Here is a 26,159-nt window from a genome sequence, read left to right on the forward strand (position 1 = left end):
GGCAACTGACGTGGGGTTTTTGTCACGCAAGCCGGTTATGATCAGCAATCATGCTGGCAAAAAGCCGTTTCGCGGTGGTTGGCAAGGTTGTGGGTGGGTAGTCAGGGCCTGAATCCTCACGTAACCCGCCCGCGCGCGATGTATTCAGCAAGGAGGCAAGATGCCGCTGTGTTTGACTATCACTAGTTATCACAAGATCACCCCAGGCCAGTGTTCTGAAAAGTCCATGGATCAGGGGGTGATGGCAATTGGCCGCAATATCGATAATGACTGGGTATTACCGGACCCCGAGCGTCTGGTTTCCGGCAAACATTGCGTTATCCAATACAAAGACGGGCGTTATTATTTAACCGATAACAGCACTAATGGTGTGGAATTGGTCAAGGCCGGCGTGCGCCTGCGCAAGGGCAACAGCGAGCCACTGCAAGACGGCGAAGTGATCCGCATCGGTGATTATGAAATCCAGGCGCGCGTCGATTTCAACCTGCCGGTCACCGACAGCAACCCGTTCGCCGAATCCCCCAGCAGTTTCGAGGCCTTGATGGGGCGCCAGGGCGCCGCTGCGCATACGCCGTCGCCGCTTCATACGCCATCGCCGATTCAAGTGGCTTCGCCTGCGCATTTCCAGGGTGGCTCGGCCATGGACACCTTGCCGGACCTGTTCGATTTCTTGAGCCCGTCCAGTGTCCCGCCCGCCACCCAGCCTGACCATGTTCCGGCCGAGCAACACGATTTCCGCCCACCGACGCCGATTTCCCGACCGGCCCCGCCGCCTGTGGTCGAACCCGTGATGCCGCCGCCTGCCTCGGTGATTCCGGATGACTGGGACCCGTTCAGCGACAAGCCTGTGCCTGCGCCAGTGGCGGTGGCCCCGCAGCCACTGGCCCCGCCGCCTGTGCCGCTACCACCTGTGATTGAGCCGGTCGCGACGCCTGTTGCGCAGGCTCCGCTCGCCGACATCTTTGCTGAAATCAGCGCACCGCCGCCGGCCTCCGTGCCTGAAGCGTCGGTCACCCGCGTCGAGCCCCCGGTCGCAGCTCCAGTTGCTCCAGTTGCCCCGGTCGAGGCCAACCAACCCGACTTGCTGCAGGCGTTCCTGCGCGGTGCCGGGCTGGACCAGTTGCGCCTGGACAAGGCCCAGGCCGAAGCGCAGATGGAAAGCATCGGCCGCAGTTATCGGTTGATGGTCGAAGGCCTGATCGATGTCTTGCGCGCCCGCAGCAGCCTCAAGGGCGAGTTCCGCATTCAGCAGACGATGATCCAGCCGGTGGAAAACAACCCGCTGAAATTCGCTCCCAATGTCGATGAAGCGCTGCTGTTGCTATTGCGCCACGGCAATCAGGCGTTCATGGCCCCGGACGCGGCGGTGCGTGACAGTTTCGATGACCTGCGTGCCCACCAACTGGCGGTGATGGCCGGTGTGGAAGCGGCGATCAAGCATCTGCTGGCGCGCTTCGAACCGGCGCAACTGGAAGAACGCATGGCCAAGCCCGGTGGGCTCTCGGGTATTTTCAGCGGCTCGCGACAGGCCCAGTACTGGCAGCAGTTCACCGAGCTCTACAGCAACATTTCCCGGGAAGCCCAAGAGGATTTCCAGGACCTGTTCGGTCGCGAGTTCAGCCGCGCCTACGAAGAACACAGTACGCGACAGCGACGCCGCTGAGCGGCGCCGTCCCATAACAAGATTGATCGACACACAACGGATAGCTCAAACGTCATTGAGGACGCAGGATGATTCCCAGGTTTTTACTCGCAGTCGCCACCGCGCTTCTGCTGACGGCGTGCGCCAAGGATGCGGCCAACCCCCAGCCCGAAGAAGCTGAGGCCGACACCGCCGCCATCGAGCTGCATTTCCATGCCATTGCCGGCCTCAACCCCGGCGCCACCGGCCAGCCGGCCCCGGTCCGGGTGCGCATTTTCGAGTTGAAAAATGCCGCGACCTTCGGCCGTTCCGATTATTTCGCCCTGGCCGAAAGGGCCCAGGCCACCCTGGGCGCCGACCTGATCGACCAGGACGAGGTGCTGATCCAGCCCGGCCAGCAACTGAGCCTGCAACGCGACCTCGACCCGGCCACACGGCACATCGGAATACTGGTGGGCTATCGCGAGCTGGACCAGTCGCTGTGGCGCACGGTGATGAACGTCCCGGCCCGCGAATACACCGAATACCAGATCAGCCTCGATGTGCGCGCCGTGCGCAGCGCCGTCGTCGTCCCCCCATCCAGCCCTGCCCAATAAGCAATCGGAGCCCCCATGTCCTGGAACAATCGCGTGGTCTGGTCGGAAGGCATGTTCATTGGAACGCAGCACTTCCAGCAGCATGACCGTTACCTGGAAAACCTCATCGACGCACGCAGCCGCCCGTTGTCGGCCGGCGCCTGGGGTTTTTCCGAATTGCTGATCGACCAGGGCCTGCTGGCCCAGGGCAAGCTGGCGATCATTTCTGCCCGCGGTCTGTTGCCGGACGGCACGCCTTTCAACATTCCCCAGGATGACCTGGCGCCTACACCGCTGAACGTCGACGACAATCTGCGCGATGGCCTGGTGTACCTGGCCTTGCCGCTCAAGCGCGCCGGCGCCCGTGACACCGTGGATGAAGGCGAAGACCTCGGCGCCGCGCGTTATGTGAGCCAGGTCTGCGAAGTGCGCGACGACAATGCACCGTTCGAAAACCGCGCGCCGGTCGCCCTCGGCTCCCGGGCCCTGCGGTTGTTGACCGAGCAGGATGGCATTGGCGACTACGCCGCCATCGGCGTGGTGCGCATCAAGGAAAAGCGCGCCGACCGCGCCCTGGTGCTCGACGATGCCTACATCCCACCGTTGCTGGATGTCATTGCCTCCAAGCCGCTGGCGGCGTTTCGCAGCGAACTGCTGGGCCTGCTGCATCAACGCGGCGAAGCCCTGGCCGGGCGGGTGGTGGCGTCCGGTGCCGGTGGCGCCTCGGAGATTGCCGACTTCATGCTGCTGCAACTGGTCAACCGTGCCCAGCCGCTGATCCAGCACCTGAGCCAGTTGAGCCCGCTGCACCCCGAGCGCTTCTACAGCGAACTGGTGAGCCTGGCCGGGGAGTTCTCCACGTTCACCGCGTCCGGGCGACGACCGCAGCAATACCCGCCTTACCAGCACGATGACCTGGCGCTCAGCTACGCCCCGGTGATGCAGGCCCTGCGCGAAGCCCTGTCGATGCTGATCGACAGCAAGGCGACGCCGATTCCGATTGTCGAGAAAGCCTACGGCATCCATGTGGCGATGCTGGCCGACAAGACCTTGCTCGACAGCGCCAGCTTCATCCTGGTGGTGCGTGCCGATGTGCCGGCCGAAACCCTGCGCGGCCGCTTCGGCCAACAGAGCAAAGTCGGCTCGGTGGAGCACATCCGCGACCTGGTCAACCTGCAACTGCCGGGCATCGGCCTGCTGCCGTTGCCGGTGGCGCCACGGCAGTTGCCGTACCACGCCGGCTCCACCTACTACGAACTCGACCGGGGCAGCGACCACTGGCAACAGTTGAGCAACTCCGGCGGCTTTGCGTTCCACATCGCCGGCCAGTTCCCAGGGCTGAACCTGGCTTTCTGGGCGATCCGAGGATAAACCGCGATGAGCAACGACGATCGTACCCAGTTCATGCCGACGCCCGGTGGCCGCGGCGCCGATCCATTTCGCCCGGACCCTGGCCGTCCGGATCCGGGTCGTCCACAGCCTGCGCCGTTGTCGATGCCGGCCGCGCCGGTCCTGACCGGCAAGGCCGAGGGCCTCAACCCGCTGGAGAGCGCCGCCGGTCCGCTGCTGGCCTTGCTGACGCGCCTGCGCAACACCATCGCCCATCCGGCACCGGCCAGTTTGCGCGCGCAACTGCTGGCCTACCTGCGCCAGTTCGAAGAGCGCGCCGAGGCCGCCGGCGTGGTGCGCAACGACGTGTTGCTGGCCCGTTACGCCTTGTGCACCGCGTTGGACGAAGCGGTGTTGAGCACCCCGTGGGGTGGCACCAGTGACTGGGGCAAGCAAAGCTTGTTGATCACCGTGCACAACGAAGCCTGGGGCGGCGAGAAGGTCTTCCAGCTGCTGGAGCACTGCCTGCAAAGCCCCCGCGAGCGCTTGTATCTGCTGGAGCTGTTGTACCTGTGCATGTGCCTGGGTTTCGAGGGGCGCTACCGGGTGATGAACGACGGTCGCAGCCAATTGGAAGCCTTGCGTGAGCGCACCGCTGGCGTGATCCGCAGCGCCCGTGGCGACTACGAGCGCGAGCTGTCGCCGCACTGGCGCGGCGTTACCGTGGCCCGCGACCGGTTGGCGCAATTCATGCCGCCGTGGATCGCCGTGGCCATCGGCGCGGCGCTGCTGCTGGCGCTGCTGTTCGGCCTGCGCATGAAGCTGGCTTCCGATGCCGAGCCGGTGTTCAAGAACATTCATTTCCTCGGTGAGATCCCGGTGCAGACCATCGACCGTCCCGTGGTGCAGCCCAAGGTGGTCGAGCGACCACGCCTGGCCGGTTTCCTCGCCGATGAGATCAGGGCCAACCGCATTGCGGTGGAAGACGCGGTCGATCGCTCGGTGGTGACCATCCGTGGCGATGAGTTGTTCGCCTCGGGCAGCGCCAGCATCAAGGACGATTTCCAGCCGTTGATGCTGCGCATCGCTGATGCGGTGCGCAAGGTCAAGGGCCAGGTCCTGGTGACCGGGCACAGCGACAATCGGCCGATCGCCACCCTCCGGTTCCCGTCCAACTGGGCCTTGTCCGAAGCGCGGGCCCAATCGGTGCTGCAAATTCTTTCGGCCAAGACCGGGCAGCCCGAGCGCTTCAGCGCCGAAGGCCGCAGCGACACCGAACCGTTGGCGTCCAACGCCACCCCAGAGGGGCGTGCGCGCAATCGTCGGGTTGAAATCACAGTATTGGCGGAGGGGGTCGAGTGAAGGCGTTTTTCAGTTTTATGACCCGCTGGGTCATTCCGTTGCTGGGGCTGATCGCCCTGAGCCTGATCATCTGGTTCGTTGGCCCGCTGCTCGATTGGCTGGTGCCCGAAGGCCGGCGCTGGGCCTTGATCATCCTGGTGTTTGCGGTGTGGATCGCCTACCGGGTGTTCCGCATTATCCAGGCGCGCCGGCAGGCCGCCGAAGTGATGCGCAGCCTGGCCGCGCAAACTCCGCCCGATCCCACCAGCATCGCCACCGCCGAAGAGCTCGAAACCCTGCGCCAGCGCATGGACGAAGCCCTGGCCCTGCTCAAGAAAGCCAAGCTGGGCGGTGATGAGCGGCGCAACCTCTACGAGTTGCCGTGGTACGTGATCATCGGCCCGCCGGGTTCGGGCAAGACCACCGCGCTGGTCAACTCGGGGCTGCATTTCCCGCTGGCCGCGCAACTGGGCGCCGGTGCGGTACGCGGCGTCGGCGGTACGCGCAATTGCGATTGGTGGTTCACCGACCAGGCTGTCCTGCTCGACACCGCCGGCCGCTACACCACCCAGGACAGTGACGCGACCATCGACAAAGCCGCGTGGCTGGGTTTCCTTGGCCTGCTGAAAAAACAACGGGCCCGGCGCCCGATTGACGGTGCGTTTATCGCCATCAGCCTGTCCGACCTGTTGCTGGGCAGCGACGCCGAACGTGCCGCCCATGCCGCGGCGATTCGCTTGCGGATCCAGGAGCTGTACACCCAATTGGGCGTGCGTTTCCCGATCTACCTGATGCTGACCAAGCTCGACCTCGTGCCCGGGTTCATGGAGTACTTCGATACCCTGAGCAAGGAAGAGCGCGCCCAGGTCTGGGGCATGACCTTTGCCCTGGACGATGGCAAGAGCAACGACAGCCCGCTGGCGCACCTGCAAAGCGAATTCACCGGCCTTGAGCAGCGCCTCAACGACCGTCTGGTGGAACGTCTGCAACAAGAGCGCGACCCGGCGCGGCGCGACCTGATCTACGGCTTCCCGCAGCAGTTCGGTGCCTTGAAAGATTGCCTGCAAAGCTTCCTCGAAGGCGTGTTCAAACCCAACGCTTTCGAAGAGCGCGTGTTGCTGCGCGGCGTGTATTTCACCAGCGGCACCCAGGAAGGCAGCCCGATCGATCGCCTGATCGGCTCCATGGCCCAGAGCATGAACCTGGACCGTCAGCACCTGGCACGCCAGACCGGCACCGGGCGCAGTTACTTCATCGAAAAACTCTTCACCGCCGTGGCGTTCGCCGAGCGCGGGCTGGTGGGCGTCGATCCGAAAGTCGAGCGTCGGCGCAAATGGATCGCCCGCGGTGTGCTGGCTTCCACCGTGGTGTTGGTGCTGGTGGTCAGCACGTTGTGGTGGGTCAGCTATCGCGCCAACCAGGCCTACATCGCCCAGGTTGACCAGAAAGTCGCACCTCTGGGGCAAACCGTGCAGAACCTCAGCCCGGCGCAACGGGATGTGCTCGCGGTGCTGCCGTTGCTCAACGCTGTGAAACACCTGGCCGACGACGCCCCGAGCTGGGCCGAAGGCCTGGGCCTGTACCAGGGCGACATGCTCGAAGCCGAGTCTGGCAGCGTCTACCGCAAGCTGCTGATCGCCGTGTTCGCCCCACGCCTGCTGACGCGCATCGAAGAGCAACTGCACAGCGGCGGCAATTCGGACTTCCTCTACGAAGGCTTGAAGGCCTATCTGATGCTCGCCGACACCGAGCATTACGATGCCGACTTCATTAAGGCCTGGATCGCCCTGGATTGGGACCGCAGCCTGCCGCGCGACTTGCCGGCCGAGCAGCGCCAGGCCCTGACCGCGCATTTGCAGGCACTGTTCGAGCGGCGTCCGCCGCTGGCGCGCCTCGACCCGCGCCTGGTCGAAGACCTGCGCCGGCAGTTGCAGCAATTGCCGGTGGCCCAACGTGTGTATGACCGGATCAAACGCCAGAAACTGCCTGAAGGCATCCCGGACTTCCGCATCAACGAAGCCGCCGGACGTGACGCCGCGCTGGTGTTCAGCCGTAAGAGCGGCAAGCCGTTGGGTGAGCCGCTGAGCGGGTTCTTCACGGTCAAGGGCTATCGCCAGGGCTTCTTGCTCACCAGCCTGAGCCAGACCGGCACCCTGGCCGAAGAGCAATGGGTGCTGGGCCACGAAGAGGCCGATCAGCAGAACGTCGCCAGCCTGGCCGCCGATGTACGTCGCCTGTATTTCCAGGACTACCTGCGCCAATGGGACGCCTTGCTGGCCGACATCGATTTTGTGCCGATCACCAGTGTGGCCCAGGCCGCCGATGTGTTGCGGGTGATTTCCGGCCCGACCTCACCGTTGAAAAAGCTGTTGGTGGCGGTGGCGAAGGAAACCGACCTGCAACAGGATGAACGCCTGCTGGCCGCCCAAGGTGCGCCAGTGGAAGGCGGTGTGGACAAGCTCAAGGAGCGCCTGGGCAGCTTGCTCGGCCAGGAGCAGGCAACGCAAAACGCACCGGCGCAAAGCGATGACCCGATCACCGCGCACTTCGCCGAGCTCAACAGCATTGTCAGCAAAAGCGAAGGCGAACCAGCGGCCATCGACGGCTTGCTGGCGGACATGAACGCCCTGTACGTGCAGGTCAGCGCCATGGTCGGTGCCAGTGGCGACGCCTTGCTCGGCGAAGCCAAGAACCAGGCAACAGCCGCCGCTACGCGCGTCAGCCTTAATGCCGAACGCCAGCCGCCGCTGGTGCAGGGCCTGGTCAAGTCGGTGGTCAATTCCACCACCAACAGCATGATGGGCGGGGTGCGCAATCAACTGAACGCCGCCTGGACCAGTGAAGTGGTGAACATCTATCGCCAGTCCCTGGCCGGGCGCTATCCGATGTCGCCGGGCAGTGCGCGGGACGCCACCCTCGATGACTTTGGTCAGTTCTTCGGCGTTGGCGGGGTGATGGACAACTACTTCCGCAAGTACCTGCAGCCCTACGTCGACACATCGACCCCGACCTGGCGCTGGCAGCCGGGCGCGGCGCAGAAGCTCGGCATCGCCCCTGGCGTGCTGCAGACCTTCCAGCGCGCGGCGACCATTCGCGATGCGTTCTTCCGTTCCGGCGGCACGCAGCCGATGGTGCGTTTCGAGCTCAAGCCAGTGGCGATGGACTCGACCATCACCCAGTTCCTGCTCGACCTCGACGGCCAACAACTGAGCTACGACCACGGCCCGAGCCGCCCGACCGCCATGCAATGGCCCAACCCGGGCAGCATCGGCGTGGTGCGGATCTCGATCATGCCGCCGTCGTCCAGCGGTCGCTCCGGCATCACCCTGGACGGGCCGTGGGCCTGGTTCCGGCTGCTGGAGCAATCGGACCTGACCGCCGGCAACTCGCCGGATCGCTTCAACCTGCGGCTGCGGGTCGATGGCGCCAGTGCCTCTTACGAGTTGCGGGCCAACAGCGCCTTCAACCCGTTCAAGAGCCGGGTGCTCAGCGGCTTCAGCCTGCCGGAGCGGCTATGAGTACGCCGGGCTTCTACGGAAAACTGGCCAGCCGCGGCGACTTCGTCAGCCGTGGCTTGCCCCAGGGGTTTATCGGCCCATGGGATTCGTGGCTCGCGGCGGGTTTGCTCGCCAGCCAGAGCAGCCTCGGCGAGCGTTGGCTGGACGCCTATCTGGTCAGCCCGCTGTGGCGTTTCATGGTCGCGCCGGGGGTGTGTGGCCCGGACGCCGCCGTCGGTGTGGTGATGCCGAGCATCGACCGGGTCGGCCGTTATTTCCCGCTGACCGTCGCGGTATTGCTGGAGCCCGACGCGGACCCGGCGTCGGTGGTGGGCGGTGCGGACGAGTGGTTCGAGCGGGTCGAGAACCTGTTGCTGAGCACGTTGAGTGTGGAGGCCAGTTTCGAGGCGTTCAACGAACAGCTGGAGACCCTCGGCAGCCCGATGTATTTGCCGCGCACGTCCAGCAGCCGCTTTGCCAGCCTGCATCGCTTCGATGCCACCGACCCGCAGCAGCGCATGAGCGCCCTGGCCGAGGCGGCTTGCGAAGGTGTGAGCCTGTGGTGGGGCCAGGGATCGGAGCGCATTGCCCCGGGTTTGATGCGCTGCCAGGGATTGCCGGCAGCCGCTGATTTTGCGCAATTTTTGCTCGGCCAAGAAGGTGTTGTGTAGATGCGTCCAAGTGCCGGAAAAGCAATCAAGTCAGCAAGCAAGAGCCATGTCGGGATGGTCCGCCAGGTCAACGAAGACGCCTGCCTGGACCTGCCGGAAAACGGCCTGTGGGTCGTGGCCGACGGCATGGGCGGGCACGCGGCGGGCGATTACGTCAGCAGCCTGATCGTCGACAGCCTGCGCAGCATTGCCGTGGGCCGCTCGTTGGACGAATACGTCGCGGCGCTGCAAAGCGACCTGCTGCGGGTCAACGCCGCCGTGCGGGAAGAAACCGCCAACCGTGGCGTGACGATGATGGGCAGTACCGTGGTGGTGTTGGCCGTCCGCGATCTGCGCGGCATGTGCCTGTGGGCCGGTGACAGTCGTTTGTATCGCCTGCGCGACGGCGTGCTCGAAGGCATCTCCCGGGACCACAGCTACGTCCAGGACTTACAGGACAGCGGCCTGCTCAGCGAAGCCGAGGCGCGGGTGCATCCACGGGCCAACATCGTCACCCGGGCCATTGGCGTCGAGGCGCAACTGAACCTGGCGCTGACTGAACTGCTGCTGGTGCCTGGCGACAGCTACCTGCTGTGCAGCGACGGGCTGACCAAGACGGTGGAGGACGACGAAATCCGCGAAGTATTGAGCCACGACGAACCCGGTGAAATCGCCAGCAGCCTGGTGTCCCTGGGCCTGATGCGCGGCGCGCCGGACAACATCACCGTGGTGGTCGTGAAGGTGCCGTCATGAGCTTGACCCTGAACATTGTCATCCCCGGCTACGACATCGAAGGGCCGATCGGCGAAGGTGCGATGGCCAGCGTGTACCTGGCGACCCAGCGCTCGCTGGAACGCAAGGTGGCGTTGAAGGTCATGGCCGCCGCGCTGGCCGCCGACCCGACGTTCTGCGAGCGTTTCCTGCGCGAAGGCAAGACCCTGGCGCGCTTGTCGCACCCGCACACCGTCACCATCCATGACATCGGCAACGTCGGTGAGCTGTATTACATGGCGATGGAATACCTGCCCAACGGCACGCTCAAGGAGCGTATCGCCGATGGCCTGTCGCCGGAGCAGGGCCTGACCTACATTCGCCAGATCGCCTCGGCCCTGGGTTATGCCCACGGGCTGGGCCTGGTCCACCGTGACGTCAAGCCGGCCAACATCCTGTTCCGCGCCGACGGCACGGCGGTGCTCTCGGACTTCGGCATCGCCAAGTCCCTGGACGACCGCACCCAGTTCACCCAGGCCGGTTTCGCGGTCGGCACGCCCAGCTACATGAGCCCGGAACAGGCCCGTGGGCAAGACATCGACGGCCGCGCCGACCTGTACGCCCTGGGCGTGGTGCTCTACGAAATCCTTGTCGGCAAGCTGCCGTATACCGGTAACGATGCGCTGTCCACCGCCCTGGCCCACCTGACCGAACCGTTGCCGGAATTGCCGGTGCACCATGGCCGTTACCAGGATGTGCTGCGCAAGCTGCTGGCCAAGGATCCGGCGGAGCGTTTCCCGGATGCGGCGGCGTTGCTGCGGGCGCTGGATAACCTGCCTCAGGAATCGGAAGCGACGCTGATCCGGCCGTTGTCGTTGCAACTGCCGGAAACCCCCAAGCCGGTTGATGACTTGGCGGGTTTGACGCCCATGTCCATCGACATTCCCAGTGGCCCGGCTTACTCACCGCCGCAGTCTCAACCGCAGCCCAAGCCCGTTCCGCCGCCAGTAAAACCGGTGGTTCAATCCTCGGTGTCGGAGCAGCGCAAGGGGCCGGTGTTCGCCCTGGCCGCCGTTGCGGTTGCCGTGGCGCTGGCGTTGGGGGGCGCGGGGTATTGGTGGTTGGCCGGTGACGATGGCAAAGAGGCGAAGACGCCAGTGGCCACGAACACTTCGGTCAAGCCGCCGGAAGTGAAGCCGCCGAAGACCCCGGAAGTACCGGCGGTCAAGCCACCCGTTGCCCCTCCGGCTCAGCCGCCCGTGGCGACCGAGGCCGATGGCGGCCAGCGTCCGCTGTTGATGGCCGGCAAGAAAACCCTGTTCCAGCGCGTGCTCAGCAAACCGGGGGCGAAGCTCGCCGACGCACCGGGCGCTGCGCCGGGTAAGGCGCTGCCGGCGTTTTCCGTGCTGTACGTGTATCAGCGCAAGGATGTGGACGGCAGCGCGTGGGTGCGTGTCGGCGCCGCCACCGATGGGCGCAGCGACGGCTGGTTGCCCGCGGCCCAGGTCAGCGACTGGAAGCAAAGCCTGGTGCTCAAGTTCACCGAACGTTCCGGCCGGGCGCCGGTGATGTTCCTGCGTCAGCCTGGCGAAGTGGAAAAACTGCTGGCTAACCCTTCGGCGGCCAAGAACGTGCTGCTCAAGGCCCAGCAGAGCCCGCAGGAGGACCAGCAAGTGCTGGCCCTGGAACCGGCCGCCAGCGCCGTGCCGCAGAGCCAGTTCTATCTGTTGCCGATCTTCGATTCCCGCGAAAGCATGGATGAGAACGGCCAGCCGGTGCAGTTACTGAATGTCGCTTCCATCGATCCTGGCAACACCCCCAAGGCTTCGAGCAACACGCCGATCACCACCGCCAACGCCGACGCGTTCCGTACCGCCGTGGTGCTGGTGGTGGACACCACGGTATCGATGCAGCCCTATATCGACCAGGTCCGCGACGTGGTCCACGAGCTGCAGACCCGCATCGCCGAGCGTGGCGAGTTGGACAGCGTCACCTTCGGCATGGTGGGTTTCCGCAGCAGCATCAAGAAAACCCCGGGCCTGGAATACGTCGCCAAGACCTTGATCACCCTGGAACAGGGCCGCGACCCGCAACGCTTCATGGAGCTGGCGCGGCAGGTCAAGGCGTCGACAGTGTCGAGCCATTCGTTCAACGAAGATGCGTTTGCCGGGGTCATGGAAGCCGTCGAAGGCATGGACTGGTCCGGTTACGGCGGGCGCTTGATCCTGCTGGTCACCGACGCCGGTGCCTTGCGCAAGAACGATCCGTTTGCCGCCACGCAAATGAACGAGGCCGAAGTGCGCCAGGCGGCGCTGGGCAAGCAGATCAAGATATACGCTCTGCACCTGCTCAGCGACGCCGGCAAGAAAACCCATGCCGGCGCCCAGAGCCAATACCGCACCCTGACCGCCGACGCCAACCCGCAGATCGGCGACCTGTACATTCCAGTGCCGGGCGCCGACGTGCGCAAGTTCGGCGAGCGGGTCGACGAGATCGGCTCAGTGTTCGCCGACCTGGTCCATCAGGTGCGCAGCAACAAGCCGCAAGCCGTGCCGCTGCTGAGCGCCGCGCCGAGCCTGGCCGACAAGTCGGCGGCAGTCGGCTACGCGATGCATATGGATTTCCTGGGGCGCAAATCCGCCAGCCAGGCGCCGCAACTGGTCAGTGCCTGGACCGCCGACCGTGACCTGACCAACCCGGCGCTGCCAGCGTTCCAGGTTTGCGTGATGCTGACCAAGCTGCAACTCAACGACTTGCAGCAATCGCTGAAGCTGATCGTCGACGCGGCCCGCAAGACCCAGAGTTCGCCGAAGGATTTCTTCCAGGAAATCGCCAGCGCCAGTGCCTACATGAGCCGCGATCCGTCGGCCTTGCGCAAGGGCGGCAACCTGGCCGACGGCGGGATTCTCGGCGAGTACCTCGAAGGGCTGCCGTACCGCAGCAAGTCGCTGAACATGACCCAGGACTTGTGGCTGTCCTTGAGCGTGGCCGAGCAGGAAGATTTCATCGACGAGTTGGATTCGAAAATCCGTCTCTACGAAACCTTCCACAACGACGTGGCAAACTGGGTGCGCTTCGGTGATGCCGAGCCGGGTGACGCCTTGTACCGCGTTCCGTTGTCGACGCTGCCGTGATGCTGGACATGAGCGCAGTGCACAAAAGCCGGGGCGCCGGCAGCCAGCGCTACAGCCTGGTGATTCCACGGCTGCAACTGCGCGGCGGTGAACAACTGGCGGTGGTCGGGCCCAGTGGCTGTGGCAAGAGCACTTTGCTGGATCTGCTGGCGCTGGTGCTGGCACCGGATCAGGCTGGGCGGTTCGACTTCAGCCCTGCCAATGCGCCCCTGGACATCGCCAAATTGTGGCGTGGGTCGCAACAGGGCACCTTGGCCGAGCTGCGCAGTCGTCACCTGGGTTATGTTCTGCAAACCGGCGGCCTGTTGGGCTTCCTGGACGTGCGCGGCAACATCGAGTTGTCGCGAAAACTGTTGGGTTTGAAGGATGACGGCAGCGTGATGCGCCTGGCTGGGCAGTTGGATATTGCCGATCAACTGGACAAGAAACCGGCGGATTTGTCCGTCGGCCAGCGCCAGCGGGTCAGCTGTGCCCGGGCGCTGGCCCATGCTCCGCGGCTGTTGCTGGCCGATGAACCGACCGCCGCCCTCGATCCGCTGAACGCCGAGCGCGTCATGCAGTTGCTGGTGGCCCAGGCCCGTGAACACGGCGTGTGCTGCGTGGTCGCCACCCACGACGAAGCGCTGGCCCGTGCCAGCGGTTTGCAGGTGCGGCGGATCAGTTGTCGCCGCGATGCAGACGGCGGTGTCACCGCCACCCTCGGGGAGGTTTGCTGATGCGCGGCGCGCTGGTGGCTTCCTTGGCCTGGCAGGATTACCGCAACGATGCCTGGCTGTCGGCCTGTTCGGTGCTGGCGCTGGTGGCGGTGGTGGCGCCGTTGCTGGTGCTGTTCGGCCTGAAGTTCGGTCTGGTCAGCAGTCTCACCGAGCGCTTGCAGAACGACCCGGCCACCCGGGAAATCATCCCCTTGGGCGGCAGTCGTTTCAGTGCTGAGTTCGTCGAACAATTGAGCCAGCGCGGCGACGTTGCTTTTGCCTTGCCGCGTACTCGACAGATCGCCGCTACGGCGGATTTGAGCAGCGATGCGTCGGTGGTCACGGTCGAGATGATTCCCACCGCGGCCAACGATCCGTTGTTCGATTACCTGCCGGTGCCTCAGGGTTTGGATCAAGTGGTGCTCAGCCAGACTGCCGCTGAAAAGCTCGGGGCCAAGGCCGGCGATTGGGTGCAGGCCAGTTTTGGCCGGCAGGTGGCCGGTCGCAGCGAGGCGCAGCGTACGCGGGTGCAGGTGTTGCACGTGTTGCCGTTGGAAGCCTTTGCCCGGGACGGCTTGTTTGCGCCGCTGGCGTTGCTGGAGGCGGCGGAGGATTACCGCGACGGCCGTGCCGTGCCCGCGTTCGGCTGGCCGGGGGATGTGGTGGGCGTGGCCGGGCAGCGGGTCTACCCGGCTTTTCGTTTGTATGCCCGCAGCCTCGCGGACGTCGAGCCGCTGCGTCAGTATTTCGCCGGGCAGAACCTGCTGGTGTCGACCCAGGCCCAGACCATCGCACAAGTGCAATCGTTGAGCCGCAATCTGTCGATCGTCTTCTGGATCATTGCCGGGTTGGCGTTGGCCGGTGCGTTCGCGGCGATTTTTGCCGGCGCCCTGGCGGCGGTCGAACGCAAGCGCAGGGAGCTTTCAGTGTTGCGCCTGCTGGGGGTTTCCACGGCGGCGCTGTTGTTATTTGTAGTGTTGCAGGCGCTCTACAGCGCCACCTTTGCGGCCCTGTTGAGTGCCGGCCTGTACGGCCTGGCGCAGTCGGGCCTGAACCATTTATTTGCGCAGATGCCCGGCGAGTACGCCAGCCATCTGCTGGTGCGTCATTACGCGTTGGCCCTGGTGGCCGTGCTCGGCGTCAGCGCCGTGGCGGCGGCTTGTGGTGGCTGGCGCGTGGCGCGCATCCAGGCGTGTGAAGGAATTCGCGATGTATAAGTTATTGGGCGCCGCCGTGGCGCTGAGCCTGGCCGGTTTGGTCTGGGCCGATGAAGGCAGCGACAAGCTCGACAATCCCAAGCCGTTGCCCGATGACGTCAGCCTGCCGCTGCCGTGCGAAGGGCAGATGGTGTTCCGCTACGTCTATATCCTCGCCCAGGGCACCCTGGATGACCGTGAAATCAGCCTCGGCTATCCGTTCAGCGAGGGCGAGGCCGGTTACCAGCAGTCGTTCATTTCCGGCTACCGGCGCGACTTCATCAACGGCCAGTTCACCCTCAAGGACCTGCCCACGGACTGGAACAAAACCATCACGCCGTTGATGCCCAAGACCGACGCCAAGACGCCGCTCAAACCGATGCTGTACTTCATCGGCAAGTACGAAGTCACCGCTCGTCAATACGCCCAGGTCATGGCCCAGGCGCAATCGTTGGCCAGTGGCGAGCCGGCCCCGGCCTGCGAAACCTTGCAAGCCGATTTGCCTCAAGGCGTGGCCGGGCGTTTGCCCAAGGTGAAACTGTCGAAGTTCGAGGCTGAGCGTTTCTCGGCGGTGTACAGCGCCTGGCTGATGAAATACCACAAGGACCTGCTGCCGGTGAGCGGTCGCGGCACCTCCGCCGAAGACGGTGGGCTGGGTTTCGTGCGTTTGCCCACTGAAGTGGAGTGGGAGTTCGCCGCCCGTGGCGGCCAGGCCGTGAGCCGTCAGGACCTGGAAGGGCGCCTGTTTCCCCGGCGCCTGGAAGGCAGTGAAAGCGACGGGCCGCTGGCCGATTGGGCAGTGTTCAACCAGGTCGCCGGCGGCACCGGCCAGGCCGCGCGGCTGATGCCCATCGGCACCAAGCTGCCGAACCCCATCGGCCTGTTCGACGTGGTTGGCAACGCCGCCGAAATGGTCCAGGAATCCTTCCAGTTGGTGCACGCTGGTCGCCGCCAGGGGGCCTATGGCGGCTTCGTGGTCAAGGGCGGCAACTACCTGGAAGGCGAGGGCACGCTGTTCACCGGCATGCGCCGCGAATATCCGCTGTTCGCCGCCGATGGCACCGAGCAAAGCAACGAAACCACGGGCTTCCGGGTGGCGGTCGGGGCGTTGTCGGCGCCGCGTTCGCGCTACAAGGAATTGTTCGCCCAGTGGCAGAAAGAAGGCCGGCTGGCGTCGCTGACCGATGCCATCGACGATGCCGAGGACCCGACCAAGCGCCTGGACAGCATCATCGCCGCCAGCGTCGACCCACGCCTGCAAGCCGAACTGGGCCTGGTCAACGAAGAGCTCAAGCGCAACGTCTCGCTCATCGCCCAGCAGCGCGAGGAAGCGGCGGGCAACCTGATTCAGTCGTCGGCCCTGGTGGCCGAGACCGTCAACAACTACAACATTCGCCTGACCAATCTGCAGAACAGTCGGCAAGTCGCCCTGGATGCCAAGGACGAGGCCAGCGCGCAACTGTTCGCCACGGCCATCGACAACGGTCGCAGTGCGCTGGATGGCGCGGTGGCGATCTACATCGACAACCTGGCCACCGGCACGCGCTACACCGATGCCGTGATCCAGGCGCAGTTTCAACGCATCAAGGAGGAGCTGGAGCGCAAGCCGGTACTGGGCAAGAGCCTGGTGGCGCGCGCAACGTTATTCGTTCGTCACGTCGGGGACTATCGTCAGCAAAAACGCGCCGACCCGGCGGTGATATTGAAGGAATTGCTCGCATCGAACGCTCAGCGGTCTTGAGTATTCGTTGTCAGCGAGCTTGGAAGGGACTCAGGCGGCGATAGGGCCGAGCTGAGCTGGTCAAAACTTAAAACGAGAACACAACTATGCTTTTCTCCCGTAAACCTTTTGCTTCGGGTTCCAAGCGTCACTTGCTGATGGTCGCTGTCGGCTTCAGTACCGTACTGACCGGCTGCGCCACGTCGCCGACCTCCAAGGTCGCCTCGAGCACCAAGGTCGAGTACTACCCTAACTGCTACGAGCCGGTGCAGCACCTGCGTTCCACCGAAGGGAACATGACCAAGTCCGTGGTCACCGGCGCAGCCGTCGGCGCGGTGGGTGGTGCGCTGCTGGGCGTCCTGACCGCCGACAAGGAAGATCGTGGTCGCAACGCCGCCATCGGTGCTGCTGGCGGCGCCCTGGCCGGTGGTGCAGCCGGTTACTACACCGAGCGCCAGAAGCAGATCGCCGATGACAACCAGCGCATCGCGTCCTACGCCGCCGACGTCAACAAGAGCGTCTCCGACATCGACCGTAGCACCGCCTACGCCCGGACTTCGCAGCAGTGCTACCAGAATGCGTTCAGCAAACTGGTCGCCGATCGCAAGGCCAAGACTGTCAACGACACTGAAGGTCGCAAGCGCCTGGCGGAAATCGTCGCTGGCCTGAAAGAGTCGAACGACCTGATCGTTGCGGTCAACGGTAAAGCTTCCGAAGACTTGAACAATTACACCCAGGCCTATGAGAAAGATCTGCAGCAAGTGGGTGTGCAGCGTACTGACGTGGTGACTGTGGCTACTGCTGACACTACGCCGGTCGTGGCTCCGACCAGCACCAAGAAAAAGAACAAGAACGTACAACCGGCGAAGAAGAAAGACCTGCCGACTGTGCCTAAGGAAGCGGTGACCACCGAGAAGACCCTGCAGACCGCCAAGGCCAAGCAGGATGAAAGCAAGCAGGTCGCCAGCGCGGGTACCACTCAGGTCAACAGCATGTGCAAGAACCCGGACCTGGGCGATTGGGCGCCGGTTCCTTGCCCGAATGTTTGATTGAGTGACTGTGGCTGATCATTGATCAGCCGCCAAAACCTGTGGGAGCGAGTTTGCTCGCGATAGCGTTGGTTCAGTTGGCCTTGATGTCGGCTGACACTCCGCCATCGCGAGCAGGCTCGCTCCCCACTTTTGTTTTGTGCTGGCTGAAATATCTGTGCCATCTCCTCAATCCCCTGTGGGAGCAAAGCTTGCTCGCGAAGCGGCCTTATAGCCGACCTGTCTCTCCCGGTTGTACTTCGATCAAACTGTGGGAGCGAGCCTGCTCGCGATGGCGGCCTGACAGCCGGCCAGGATTTTGTTGACCGGGTACATATCCATTGCTGCGGTAACGGCCACTTATGGTTCCGCTCTTACAGCCATCCCTTTCAAGGTCTTAGGTAAAATCCCCTGAAGTTTCTATCAGGGATACCCGAACGATGTGGGCCGATGTTCTGGAGCGTTTCGAGAAAAAAGCACCTGCCAGCGTTATGGCCAAATTGGCGTTGGAGCACGCTATTGCCCCCTGAGTGGGTCGATCAGGTCTTCGAAGAACATCGGCAACGGCAGTATTCTCGTGAGCTACTGTTCTCGACCATCATCAAGCTGATGTCCCTTGTTTCATTGGGCTTGAAGCCGTCCCTTCACGCCGCCGCGCGGCAACTGGAAGATCTTCCTGTCAGCCTGGCGGCCCTCTACGACAAGATCAGTCGTACCGAGCCAGCTTTGTTGCGCGCCCTGGTCACGGGCTGTGCGCAGCGCCTGGCTCCAACCATCAAGGAGTTGGGTTGCACGACGATGTTGTCGGGTTGGCAGGTTCGGGTGGTGGACGGTAATCACTTGGCATCCACTGAGAAACGACTGGGGGCTTTACGCCACGAGCGCGGCGCCGCTCGGCCCGGGTTTTCGGTGGTTGTCTACGACCCCGACCTGGATCAAGTCATCGACCTGCAGGCATGTGAAGATGCCTACGCAAGCGAGCGTGTTTGTGTGCTGCCTCTATTGGCCAATGCCGAGCCGGGCCAGGTGTGGCTGGCTGATCGACTCTATTGCACGCTCCCGGTCATGGAGGCTTGCGAACAGGTCCAAACCTCCTTTGTCATTCGTCAACAAGCCAAGCATCCACGCTTGATTCAAGAGGGTCATTGGCAAGAACCCGTGCCTGTGGACGCGGGCACTGTGCGTGAGCAGATCATTCAGGTCAGAGGCGGTTATCAGTGTCGGCGTGTCGAACTGACGCTTCATTCGCCAACAGACTCGGGTGACAGCAGCTTGATGTTCTGGAGCAACCTGCCTGAAGGCGTCAGCGCGCAGCAGATCGCGGAACTCTATCGCCGCCGCTGGAGCATTGAAGGCATGTTCCAGCGACTGGAAACAATCCTGGAAAGTGAAATCGAAACCCTTGGTAGCCCAAAGGCTGCATTGCTCGGGTTCACTACTGCGGTGTTGGCCTACAACGTCCTGGCCGTACTCAAACGAAGCGTCGAGCAAGCCCATCAGGCTTCCCAGCCTGACGGCTGGGAAGCCTCAACCTATCACTTGGCGGTTCAGGTCCGGAGTGGTTATGAAGGCCTGCAAATTGCGCTGCCCTCGGAATGTTTTCCCGTCATACCTCTGGAAAAACTGGCCCAGCGCTTGTTGGAACTGGCCAGAAACATCCAACCAAAACAAGTTGCGAAAAATCCCCGGGGCCCCAAGGTGCCTAAACCCAAAACATGGGTACAAGGCACTGCGGTGCATGCACATGTTTCAACGGACCGAGTAATCAAGGCCGCCAAAACTAAAAGACCTTGAAAGGGATGGCTCTTACAGCGGGTCACTTTCGAAAAGCGCGAAAGTAACCAAAGCGCTTCTGCCCCACCACTCGGTGCCTCGCCTAGGCTCGGCATGCCCTCACTCCGGCATTGCTCCGTGGGCCCGCCGCGAAGGGCCATCCATGGCCCAGCGCGGCTATCCCGGCATCCATGCCGGGATGCCCACTCCGCAATACCTGCGTTCGGCCATCGTGGTTAACGGGGCGCCGAGATCAACGTCCACCACGAGGCGGCCTTATAGCCGGCCTGGCTCTTGTGGGGTGTACACCCATCAGACTTGTTTGAGCTGGACCTGTGGGAGCAAAGCTTGCTCGCGAGGCGGCCTTATAGCCGACCTGCTCTTGCGGGTGTACCCAGTCCAATTAATGAAATGGCTACCCCCACCGCCCCCTGCGATCGCCCACTAAGCTTTCGCAGGGGGCTCATCGGAGACTGTTGCCATGAACAAAGTAGCTATTGCCGCCATCGATTTGGGAAAACACTCCTTTCACCTGCATGCTCAAGATGATCGTGGTCATGAGCTTTATCGCAAAAAATTTACTCGAGTGACGCTCGCTCAACACCTGGCGAATCTCGAACCTTGCACCGTCGTGATGGAAGCTTGTGGCGGAGCCCACTTCATGGCGCAGGAGGTCGCGAAGCTGGGACATACGCCCAAGCTCATTGCTCCTCATCTCGTGCGTCCTTACGTGAAGAGCAACAAGAACGACTTCGCTGATGCCGAGGCGATCTGCGAGGCAGCGACTCGCCCAACGATGCGCTTTGTGCCGCCAAAAAACCAAGCTCAGCAGGCGCTAGCCATGCTCAATTCGACCCGCGATTCGTTCATCAAAGACCGCACCGCGACCGCCAATCGGATTCATGCCGCCCTTCTGGAGGTGGGCATCAGCCTGGCCCCAGGCTTCAAATCCATCAAAGAGCTTCCGGCGCGGCTGGAGGCGAGTTCACTTTCTGAACGCTTCAAAAAAATTCTGATGAAGCTGCATGAGCACTTCAACCACCTGGATGAGCAGGTCAAGACACTGGACAAGGACGTGGAGAGCCAGGCCGCTGAAGATGATCTGGCGGCTCGTTTGATGACTATGCCCTGTGTCGGGCCGATCACCTCCAGCGCCCTGGCTGCTGAGTTGGGCGATGGTAAACAGTTCAAGTGCGGGCGAAACTATGCGGCCTCAATCGGGCTGGTGCCCAAACAGCATTCCACGGGCGACAAGACGGTACTGCTGGGCATCAGCAAGCGCGGTGATCGGAATCAGAGGCGTCTGCTCATCCAGTGTGCCCGAGTCTACTTAATGCAGCTGGAGCGCCAAAGAGGCTGGCTGGCGGACTGGGTCCGGCAGCTGTTGGCCCACCATCACTCCAACCATGTGGTCTGCGCGCTGGCCAATAAGATGGCGAGGATCGCTTGGGCGATTGCGGCACACCACACTGAATTCGATGCAGGGCCAGCTGCGATGAACACCTGACCCTGCTGTCACCGAGCACCACCCACCTGGTTTTGCGATGCTGGATAACTGATGACGTGAACGGCCAACCGGCCTGACGACAACCCTGAGCTCCCACACGGCTGAAAGGCCGTCCAATTAATTAGGATCGTCGGGCATCGATTCTCATCGAGGCGCGGGGCCACAACCCCACTCAGACGCCGGATAGATGAAAGCAAGCCAACCACGCATCAAAAACAGTATTGCAGAAAAGGGGATAACCATAGATGTGGGAGCGGGCTTGCTCGCGAAGACGGCCTGACAGCCGACCTGTTTTTCCCGGATATACCCCGATCCATTTGTGGGAGCAAGCTTGCTCGCGAGGCGGCCTTACAGCCGACCTGTTTTTCCCGGATGTACCCCGATCCATTTGTGGGAGCGAGCCTGCTCGCGATGGCGTCGGCTCAGCCTGCCTCAATGCAAAGCTCTACCCGTTGGCGCCAGGCGCCGCCGTTTCCTTTGCTTCCAAATGATCCAACGCCCGCTCAACCAGCAACTGAACCCCATCGGCCATGCGGCTGATTGCCAGGGCGATGCAGCGGCGTGAGTCATCCACGTCGTCAGCTAGGTCGGCAGCGATGGTGCTGATCGATTGCAGGTCTTCGGAGGCGTTGGCCAGCAGGGTTTCGGTGTCGATGTGAGGGGAGACGATGAAGAGCTGGTTTTTGTCGGGTTCAGGTGGGGAAGGTTGGGGCTTGAGGTAGTAGTCGAGGGCGCGGGTGGTGGCGTCTTCGAGCTTTTTTTCTTCCTGCGCTTCGACGCGGGATTTGTGGCCGCTTTGCGGGGCGGAGTTGCTTTGAACATAATGAAGCTTCCTGGAAGTGGAGCCGGCACCCTCCGATTGCACGTCGAAAAATAGGTGGCAGCTGTACGTAGGTGTGCAAGACCGGTCCAGGAACCCGGCAGACCCGAAAGTCTCCCACGCGCAGCCGCCATAACAGTCGGCGAGCATAAAAAAATGCTCGGCGAATAGCCATAACGAATGCGTTCCTAGATCGGACTTGCACGTCCGTGTCACCGTTTTTTGCGATGACGAACAAAGGTTAGCGGCGCTCGAAAACGCTGCCTAGTTCATGAACAGCCCGGCGTGTTGAAGGAAATGTCCGAGGGTTTGGCGGGGAAAAAGGGTCAAAAGATCGCAGCCTTCGACAGCTCCTACGGAAATTGATGTAGGAGCTGCCGAAGGCTGCGATCTTTTGATTTTTTCGTGACTTGGCAGTCATCTTTCGCGAAAACAGGCTTATCTTCCGCTAAAGAGATCCGATGATGGCATCCCGCCGAAGAATCGCTAAACTGCCAGTCATTGATCTTTTCTCACGAGGCTGTGCCCATGAAATTTCGTTTTCTGCTGTGGATGCTGGGGTTGTTGATGGGCAAGGCCAGCCGGACCAATCCGGCGTTCCAGCAGCAGTTGGGCGATAAGGAACTGGTGTTTCAACTGCAAACCCTGGACGGCAAGGTCGCCCGGCATTTCACCGTGAAAAACCAGCGCATCACCAGCCGGTCCGGCACTTACCCGGAGCCTGCCTTCGCCATCGCCTTCAAGGACGCCGCCTATGGCTTCGCCACGATGCAGGCCAAGAACAAGCAACTGGCGTTCATGACGGGGATTCAGGACAAGTCGATCCAGATCAAGGGCAACCCGGCGTTGGTGATCTGGTTTCAGGGGCTGACCAAGTATTTGAAGCCGAAGAAGGCGAAAGCGAAGGTGTGAGCGGTTGCTGATATCTGTGGCGAGGGGATAAATCCCCTCGCCACAAAGCTCAGTTGCCTGCATCAGCGGTCAGTGGCTGAACTGCGAAGCCAGTTCCCGCAACAACACTTCAGCCTCGAGCACTTTGCTGACCACGTCATTGACCTTGTCCCGAGACAGGCCTACGCGTTCGAGCAGTGCATCGGGGATTTCCTCGTCCGGGCCGGAGCCGATACCCCGCGAGCGCAGCAGGCGCACGGCCAGGCACACCAGGTTCGGGTAGGCGGCGTATTCGCCGTCGTAGTGCGGGTCGTGCTGGAAGCGCAGGGCGGTGGCCAGTTCGTCGGGCATGTCCCAGTAGCGCATCAACCAGGCGCCGATCTGCTCGCGACTGATGCCCAGCAGGTGCTGTTCCACGTAGCTGTGGCACAGGTGCGGGTTGACCTCCAGGTGCCGGCAGATCAGCGAGAAGTGCGGTGGGAAGACGTGGGCCAGCAACAGGTAGCCGAAGTTGTGCAGCAGCCCGGACAGGTAGGTCAGGCCGCCTTCCGGGCGCTGGGCGCGGGGCATGGCGCGGGTCAGGCCTTCGATGACGGCGGCGGTGTAGATCGACTGGTGCCAGTACGGCGTGGTGTGTTGCGGGTGGTCCTTGGGCAGGCTCAGGGTCTTGCCCAGGGCCAGGCCCAGCGCCAGGTTGATCACCAGGTCGAAGCCCAGGACGCGGACGATGGCGTCTTCTACCGAGCGAATCTTGCCGGGCGAGGCGTAGTAGGGCGATGCGGCCCAGCTCACCACTTGCGCGGCCAGGGCCGGGTCGGTTTCCACGACGCCGGTGATGTCGTCGATGGTGGCGTCGGGGTCGACCCGCAGCTTGATGATTTTTTGCGCGGTTTCGGCCAGCGGCGGGATCTCGATGGTTTCTTCCAGCCGTTGCTGGATGCGCCGCGCGGTAAACGCTTGCACAGCCTGGGTGATTTCCGCGCGGTCGTCGTGCGGGCGGTCCAGGTTGGGGGTGATGTTGCTCACGGCTTCGCCGAATGTCGCGGCGCTGGCCTTGGTGAGCATGGTCTTGAACGCTTCGCTGGTGACTTCCAGCAGCAATCCTGGCTCGCCGGAGTTGATCAACAGCTTTGGTTCGCGCAGCAGGCTTTCTTCGTACAGGCACGGCGAGCTGGTCAGTGCCGGCAGGCCGGGCAGCAGGCTCAGGCTGTGTTTGCCGAGCATGCGCTCCAGGCGTTCGGTCGGCACCGCCGTGAGCTTGCGGCCGGTGAGTTCGGCCAGGCGATTGAGGTCCAGCAGCTGGCTTTGCGGAAACAGCACCATGAGCGCGCCAACGGCATCGTGCAGCAACACTGCCTGCACTTTGCGGGCGGGGTTGAGGCCGGGGCGTTCGAGCACTTCGTCAAAGCCGATGCCTAATTTCTCGAGCAGCAGCCGAATAACAGACGGAGCGTGCGGGGATTCGGGGACGAGGGCAGCTTCTGTCATGGTCTGTATCCGTTTTCCTACAAGTTGGTCAGTATAACCAGCTTGTCCAGTACGCGCGTCCGGAAAACTGAGCGCGTGCTCACACTTGGCCGTATTGCTGCCCATGACGCAGCCAGCGATCCAGCAGCGGGCTGACGTGGTCGGGCCAGCGTTCCAGTAGCGCCTGGGCGGCGTCGCGTACGGCAGGGAGCAGATCGGCGTCGCGCATCAGGTCGGCTACCTTGAATTGAAGCAGACCGGTCTGGCGTGTGCCGAGCATTTCACCGGGGCCGCGCAATTCGAGGTCTTTTTCGGCGATGACGAAGCCGTCGTTGGTTTCGCGCATGATGCCCAGCCGCTGCCGACCGATCTGCGACAGTGGCGGGTGATACAGCAGCACGCAATGGCTGGCGGCGCTGCCCCGACCGACGCGGCCGCGCAACTGGTGCAACTGCGCCAGGCCCAGGCGCTCGGGGTTCTCGATGATCATCAGGCTGGCGTTGGGTACGTCCACGCCCACCTCGATCACCGTGGTGGCGACCAGCAGTTGCAGGGCGCCGGCCTTGAATTCAGCCATGACGGCGGCTTTCTCGGCGGGTTTCATGCGCCCGTGGATCAGCCCGACCTTCAACTCGCCGAGGGCGGCGGTGAGGTCTTCATAGGTGGTTTCAGCGGCCTGGCAGGTCAGTTCTTCCGACTCTTCGATCAGCGTACACACCCAATAGGCCTGGCGCCCTTCGGCGCAGGCGCTGCGTACGCGCTCGATCACTTCGACCCGCCGGGTATCGGTGACCAATACGGTATTGACCGGCGTGCGGCCCGGCGGTAGTTCGTCGAGGATCGAGGTGTCGAGGTCGGCGTAGGCGCTCATGGCCAGGGTCCGCGGGATCGGCGTGGCGGTCATGATCAACTGATGTGGACACATCCGGCCGCCCACGCCTTTCTGCCGCAGGGCCAGGCGCTGTTGCACGCCAAAACGGTGCTGTTCGTCGATGATCACCAGGGCCAGGTTCTTGAACTGCACTTCGTCCTGGAACAGCGCATGAGTACCGACCACCATGGGTGCGCCTTCAGCTATCTGTGCCAGGGCGGCTGCGCGATTCTTGCCCTTGAGCTTGCCGGCCAGCCAGGCGACTTCGATACCCAGCGGTTCGAGCCAGCGTTGGAAGGTGATGAAATGTTGTTCGGCGAGAATCTCGGTGGGCGCCATCAACGCCACCTGGTAACCCGCCTCCAGAGCCTGGAGCGCGGCGAGGGCGGCGACCACGGTCTTGCCGGCGCCGACATCGCCCTGGATCAGCCGCAGCATGGGCTCGGGCTGGCTCAGGTCGTAGGCGATTTCGTTGCCGACCCGCTGTTGGGCGCCCGTGGGGGTGAAACCAAGGTTGGCCAGGTAGCGAGCCGGCAGATCCTGGGCCTTGGGCATGGCCGGGGCGCGCAGGGAGCGCAGGCTTTCCCGTAGGCGCTGCTGCGACAGCTGGTGGGTCAGTAGTTCTTCGAACGCCAGGCGATGCTGGGCCCAGTGATGGCCGAGGGCGAGCTCGTCCACGTCGGCATCGGCGGGCGGGTGGTGCAGATAGCGGATCGCATCGGCCAACGGCGCCAGTTGATAATCCCGGGCCAGCTCCGTGGGCAGCCAGTCGGGCAGGCTGCTGGGGCCGAGCAGGGTCAGGGTTTGCTGGCAGAGCTGGCGCAGGCGTTGTTGAGTCAGGCCTTCGGTGAGCGGATAGACCGGGGTCAGGGTCTCGTCCACCGGTGGCGGCTCGTCGCCGGTGATGCTGCGGTATTCCGGATGATAGATCTCCAGCCCCGAGGCACCGGGTCGCGCCTCGCCGTAGCAGCGCACGCGGGTGCCGCGCTTGAGACCTTCCTTTTGTGCATTGCTGAAGTGGTAGAAGCGCAGGCTGAGACCGCCGGTGCCGTCCTGCAGGCGCACCACCAGGCTGCGGCGCCGGCCCATGACCACATCGGCGCCGCTGACGGTGCCTTCGATCACCGCGTCCTGCCCTGGCCGCAAATGGCCGATGGGCACCACGCGGGTGCGGTCCTGGTAACGCAGGGGCAGGTGGAACAACACGTCCTGGAGATTTTCCAGGCCGACCTTGGCCAGTTTCTCGGCCATGGCTTCACCGACACCCTTGAGTGCCGTGACCGGCACTTTCGACAGCTCAGTCATGGCCGTG

At 63.2% G+C, this 26,159-nt stretch carries 17 protein-coding genes and 1 pseudogene; 15 read left to right on the top strand and 3 right to left on the bottom strand.

Annotated elements, in window-relative coordinates; translation table 11 throughout:
- Positions 1-160 precede the first annotated feature (160 nt).
- The 14 genes and pseudogenes from tagH (at position 161) to GN234_RS19025 (ending at position 20,798) form a co-directional block, all read left to right on the top strand.
- The gene (gene tagH / locus GN234_RS18960; RefSeq protein ID WP_176688918.1) at positions 161-1,663 is read left to right on the top strand and encodes a type VI secretion system-associated FHA domain protein TagH; all 1,503 of its coding nucleotides are present in this window, start codon (positions 161-163) and stop codon (positions 1,661-1,663) included.
- A gap of 68 nt (positions 1,664-1,731) precedes the next feature.
- The gene (gene tssJ, locus GN234_RS18965; protein WP_060740022.1) at positions 1,732-2,238 is read left to right on the top strand and encodes a type VI secretion system lipoprotein TssJ; all 507 of its coding nucleotides are present in this window, start codon (positions 1,732-1,734) and stop codon (positions 2,236-2,238) included.
- 15 nt (positions 2,239-2,253) lie between these two features.
- Positions 2,254-3,588: a type VI secretion system baseplate subunit TssK gene (gene tssK, locus GN234_RS18970; protein ID WP_003206916.1), complete on the top strand. Its 1,335-nt coding sequence runs from the start codon at positions 2,254-2,256 to the stop codon at positions 3,586-3,588.
- Positions 3,589-3,594: 6 nt separating this feature from the next.
- Positions 3,595-4,908, top strand: coding sequence for a DotU family type VI secretion system protein (locus GN234_RS18975; RefSeq protein WP_116833752.1), 1,314 nt, complete (start codon positions 3,595-3,597; stop codon positions 4,906-4,908).
- Positions 4,905-8,405: a type VI secretion system membrane subunit TssM gene (gene tssM, locus GN234_RS18980; RefSeq protein ID WP_116833751.1), complete on the top strand. Its 3,501-nt coding sequence runs from the start codon at positions 4,905-4,907 to the stop codon at positions 8,403-8,405. The genes GN234_RS18975 and tssM overlap by 4 nt, the downstream gene beginning before the upstream one ends.
- Entirely contained in the window at positions 8,402-9,055 is a 654-nt protein-coding gene (tagF, locus tag GN234_RS18985) for a type VI secretion system-associated protein TagF (protein ID WP_109752739.1), read from the top strand. The genes tssM and tagF overlap by 4 nt, the downstream gene beginning before the upstream one ends.
- Positions 9,056-9,787, top strand: coding sequence for a PP2C family protein-serine/threonine phosphatase (locus GN234_RS18990; protein WP_109752738.1), 732 nt, complete (start codon positions 9,056-9,058; stop codon positions 9,785-9,787). It abuts the gene before it with no gap.
- Complete coding sequence (locus tag GN234_RS18995; protein WP_176688919.1) at positions 9,784-12,879, top strand: serine/threonine-protein kinase; 3,096 nt, start codon at positions 9,784-9,786, stop codon at positions 12,877-12,879. Before GN234_RS18990 ends, GN234_RS18995 begins: the two co-directional genes overlap by 4 nt.
- Positions 12,879-13,595 (top strand): ABC transporter ATP-binding protein, encoded by a 717-nt coding sequence (locus GN234_RS19000; protein WP_176689607.1) that lies wholly within the window; start codon positions 12,879-12,881, stop codon positions 13,593-13,595. The genes GN234_RS18995 and GN234_RS19000 overlap by 1 nt, the downstream gene beginning before the upstream one ends.
- Complete coding sequence (locus tag GN234_RS19005; RefSeq protein WP_176688920.1) at positions 13,595-14,791, top strand: ABC transporter permease; 1,197 nt, start codon at positions 13,595-13,597, stop codon at positions 14,789-14,791. Before GN234_RS19000 ends, GN234_RS19005 begins: the two co-directional genes overlap by 1 nt.
- Entirely contained in the window at positions 14,784-16,511 is a 1,728-nt protein-coding gene (locus tag GN234_RS19010; RefSeq protein ID WP_109752734.1) for a formylglycine-generating enzyme family protein, read from the top strand. Before GN234_RS19005 ends, GN234_RS19010 begins: the two co-directional genes overlap by 8 nt.
- 86 nt (positions 16,512-16,597) lie before the next feature.
- On the top strand, positions 16,598-17,539 hold the full coding sequence (gene tagQ / locus GN234_RS19015; protein WP_109752733.1) for a type VI secretion system-associated lipoprotein TagQ: 942 nt from the start codon (positions 16,598-16,600) through the stop codon (positions 17,537-17,539).
- A 470-nt stretch (positions 17,540-18,009) separates the two neighbouring features.
- Positions 18,010-19,312, top strand: a pseudogene (locus GN234_RS19020) (IS4 family transposase).
- Positions 19,313-19,772: 460 nt separating this feature from the next.
- The gene (locus GN234_RS19025; protein ID WP_025569715.1) at positions 19,773-20,798 is read left to right on the top strand and encodes an IS110 family RNA-guided transposase; all 1,026 of its coding nucleotides are present in this window, start codon (positions 19,773-19,775) and stop codon (positions 20,796-20,798) included.
- A 445-nt stretch (positions 20,799-21,243) separates the two neighbouring features.
- Here the strand turns inward: GN234_RS19025 and GN234_RS30385 are convergent, their stop codons facing one another.
- Complete coding sequence (locus GN234_RS30385) at positions 21,244-21,834, bottom strand: DUF6124 family protein (RefSeq protein ID WP_411828757.1); 591 nt, start codon at positions 21,832-21,834, stop codon at positions 21,244-21,246.
- 312 nt (positions 21,835-22,146) lie between these two features.
- Here GN234_RS30385 and GN234_RS19035 point away from each other — a divergent pair, with 312 nt between their 5' ends.
- Positions 22,147-22,530, top strand: a complete 384-nt coding sequence (locus tag GN234_RS19035) for a helicase (protein WP_109752731.1) — start codon at positions 22,147-22,149, stop codon at positions 22,528-22,530.
- Between the two features lie 69 nt (positions 22,531-22,599).
- Here GN234_RS19035 and GN234_RS19040 read toward each other — a convergent pair whose 3' ends face one another.
- Positions 22,600-23,997, bottom strand: coding sequence for an aminoacyl-tRNA deacylase and HDOD domain-containing protein (locus tag GN234_RS19040; RefSeq protein ID WP_109752730.1), 1,398 nt, complete (start codon positions 23,995-23,997; stop codon positions 22,600-22,602).
- Between the two features lie 79 nt (positions 23,998-24,076).
- Positions 24,077-26,152: an ATP-dependent DNA helicase RecG gene (recG, locus tag GN234_RS19045; protein ID WP_109752729.1), complete on the bottom strand. Its 2,076-nt coding sequence runs from the start codon at positions 26,150-26,152 to the stop codon at positions 24,077-24,079.
- Positions 26,153-26,159 lie beyond the last annotated feature (7 nt).

It is taken from the genome of Pseudomonas bijieensis (assembly GCF_013347965.1).
Lineage (GTDB): Bacteria > Pseudomonadota > Gammaproteobacteria > Pseudomonadales > Pseudomonadaceae > Aquipseudomonas > Aquipseudomonas bijieensis.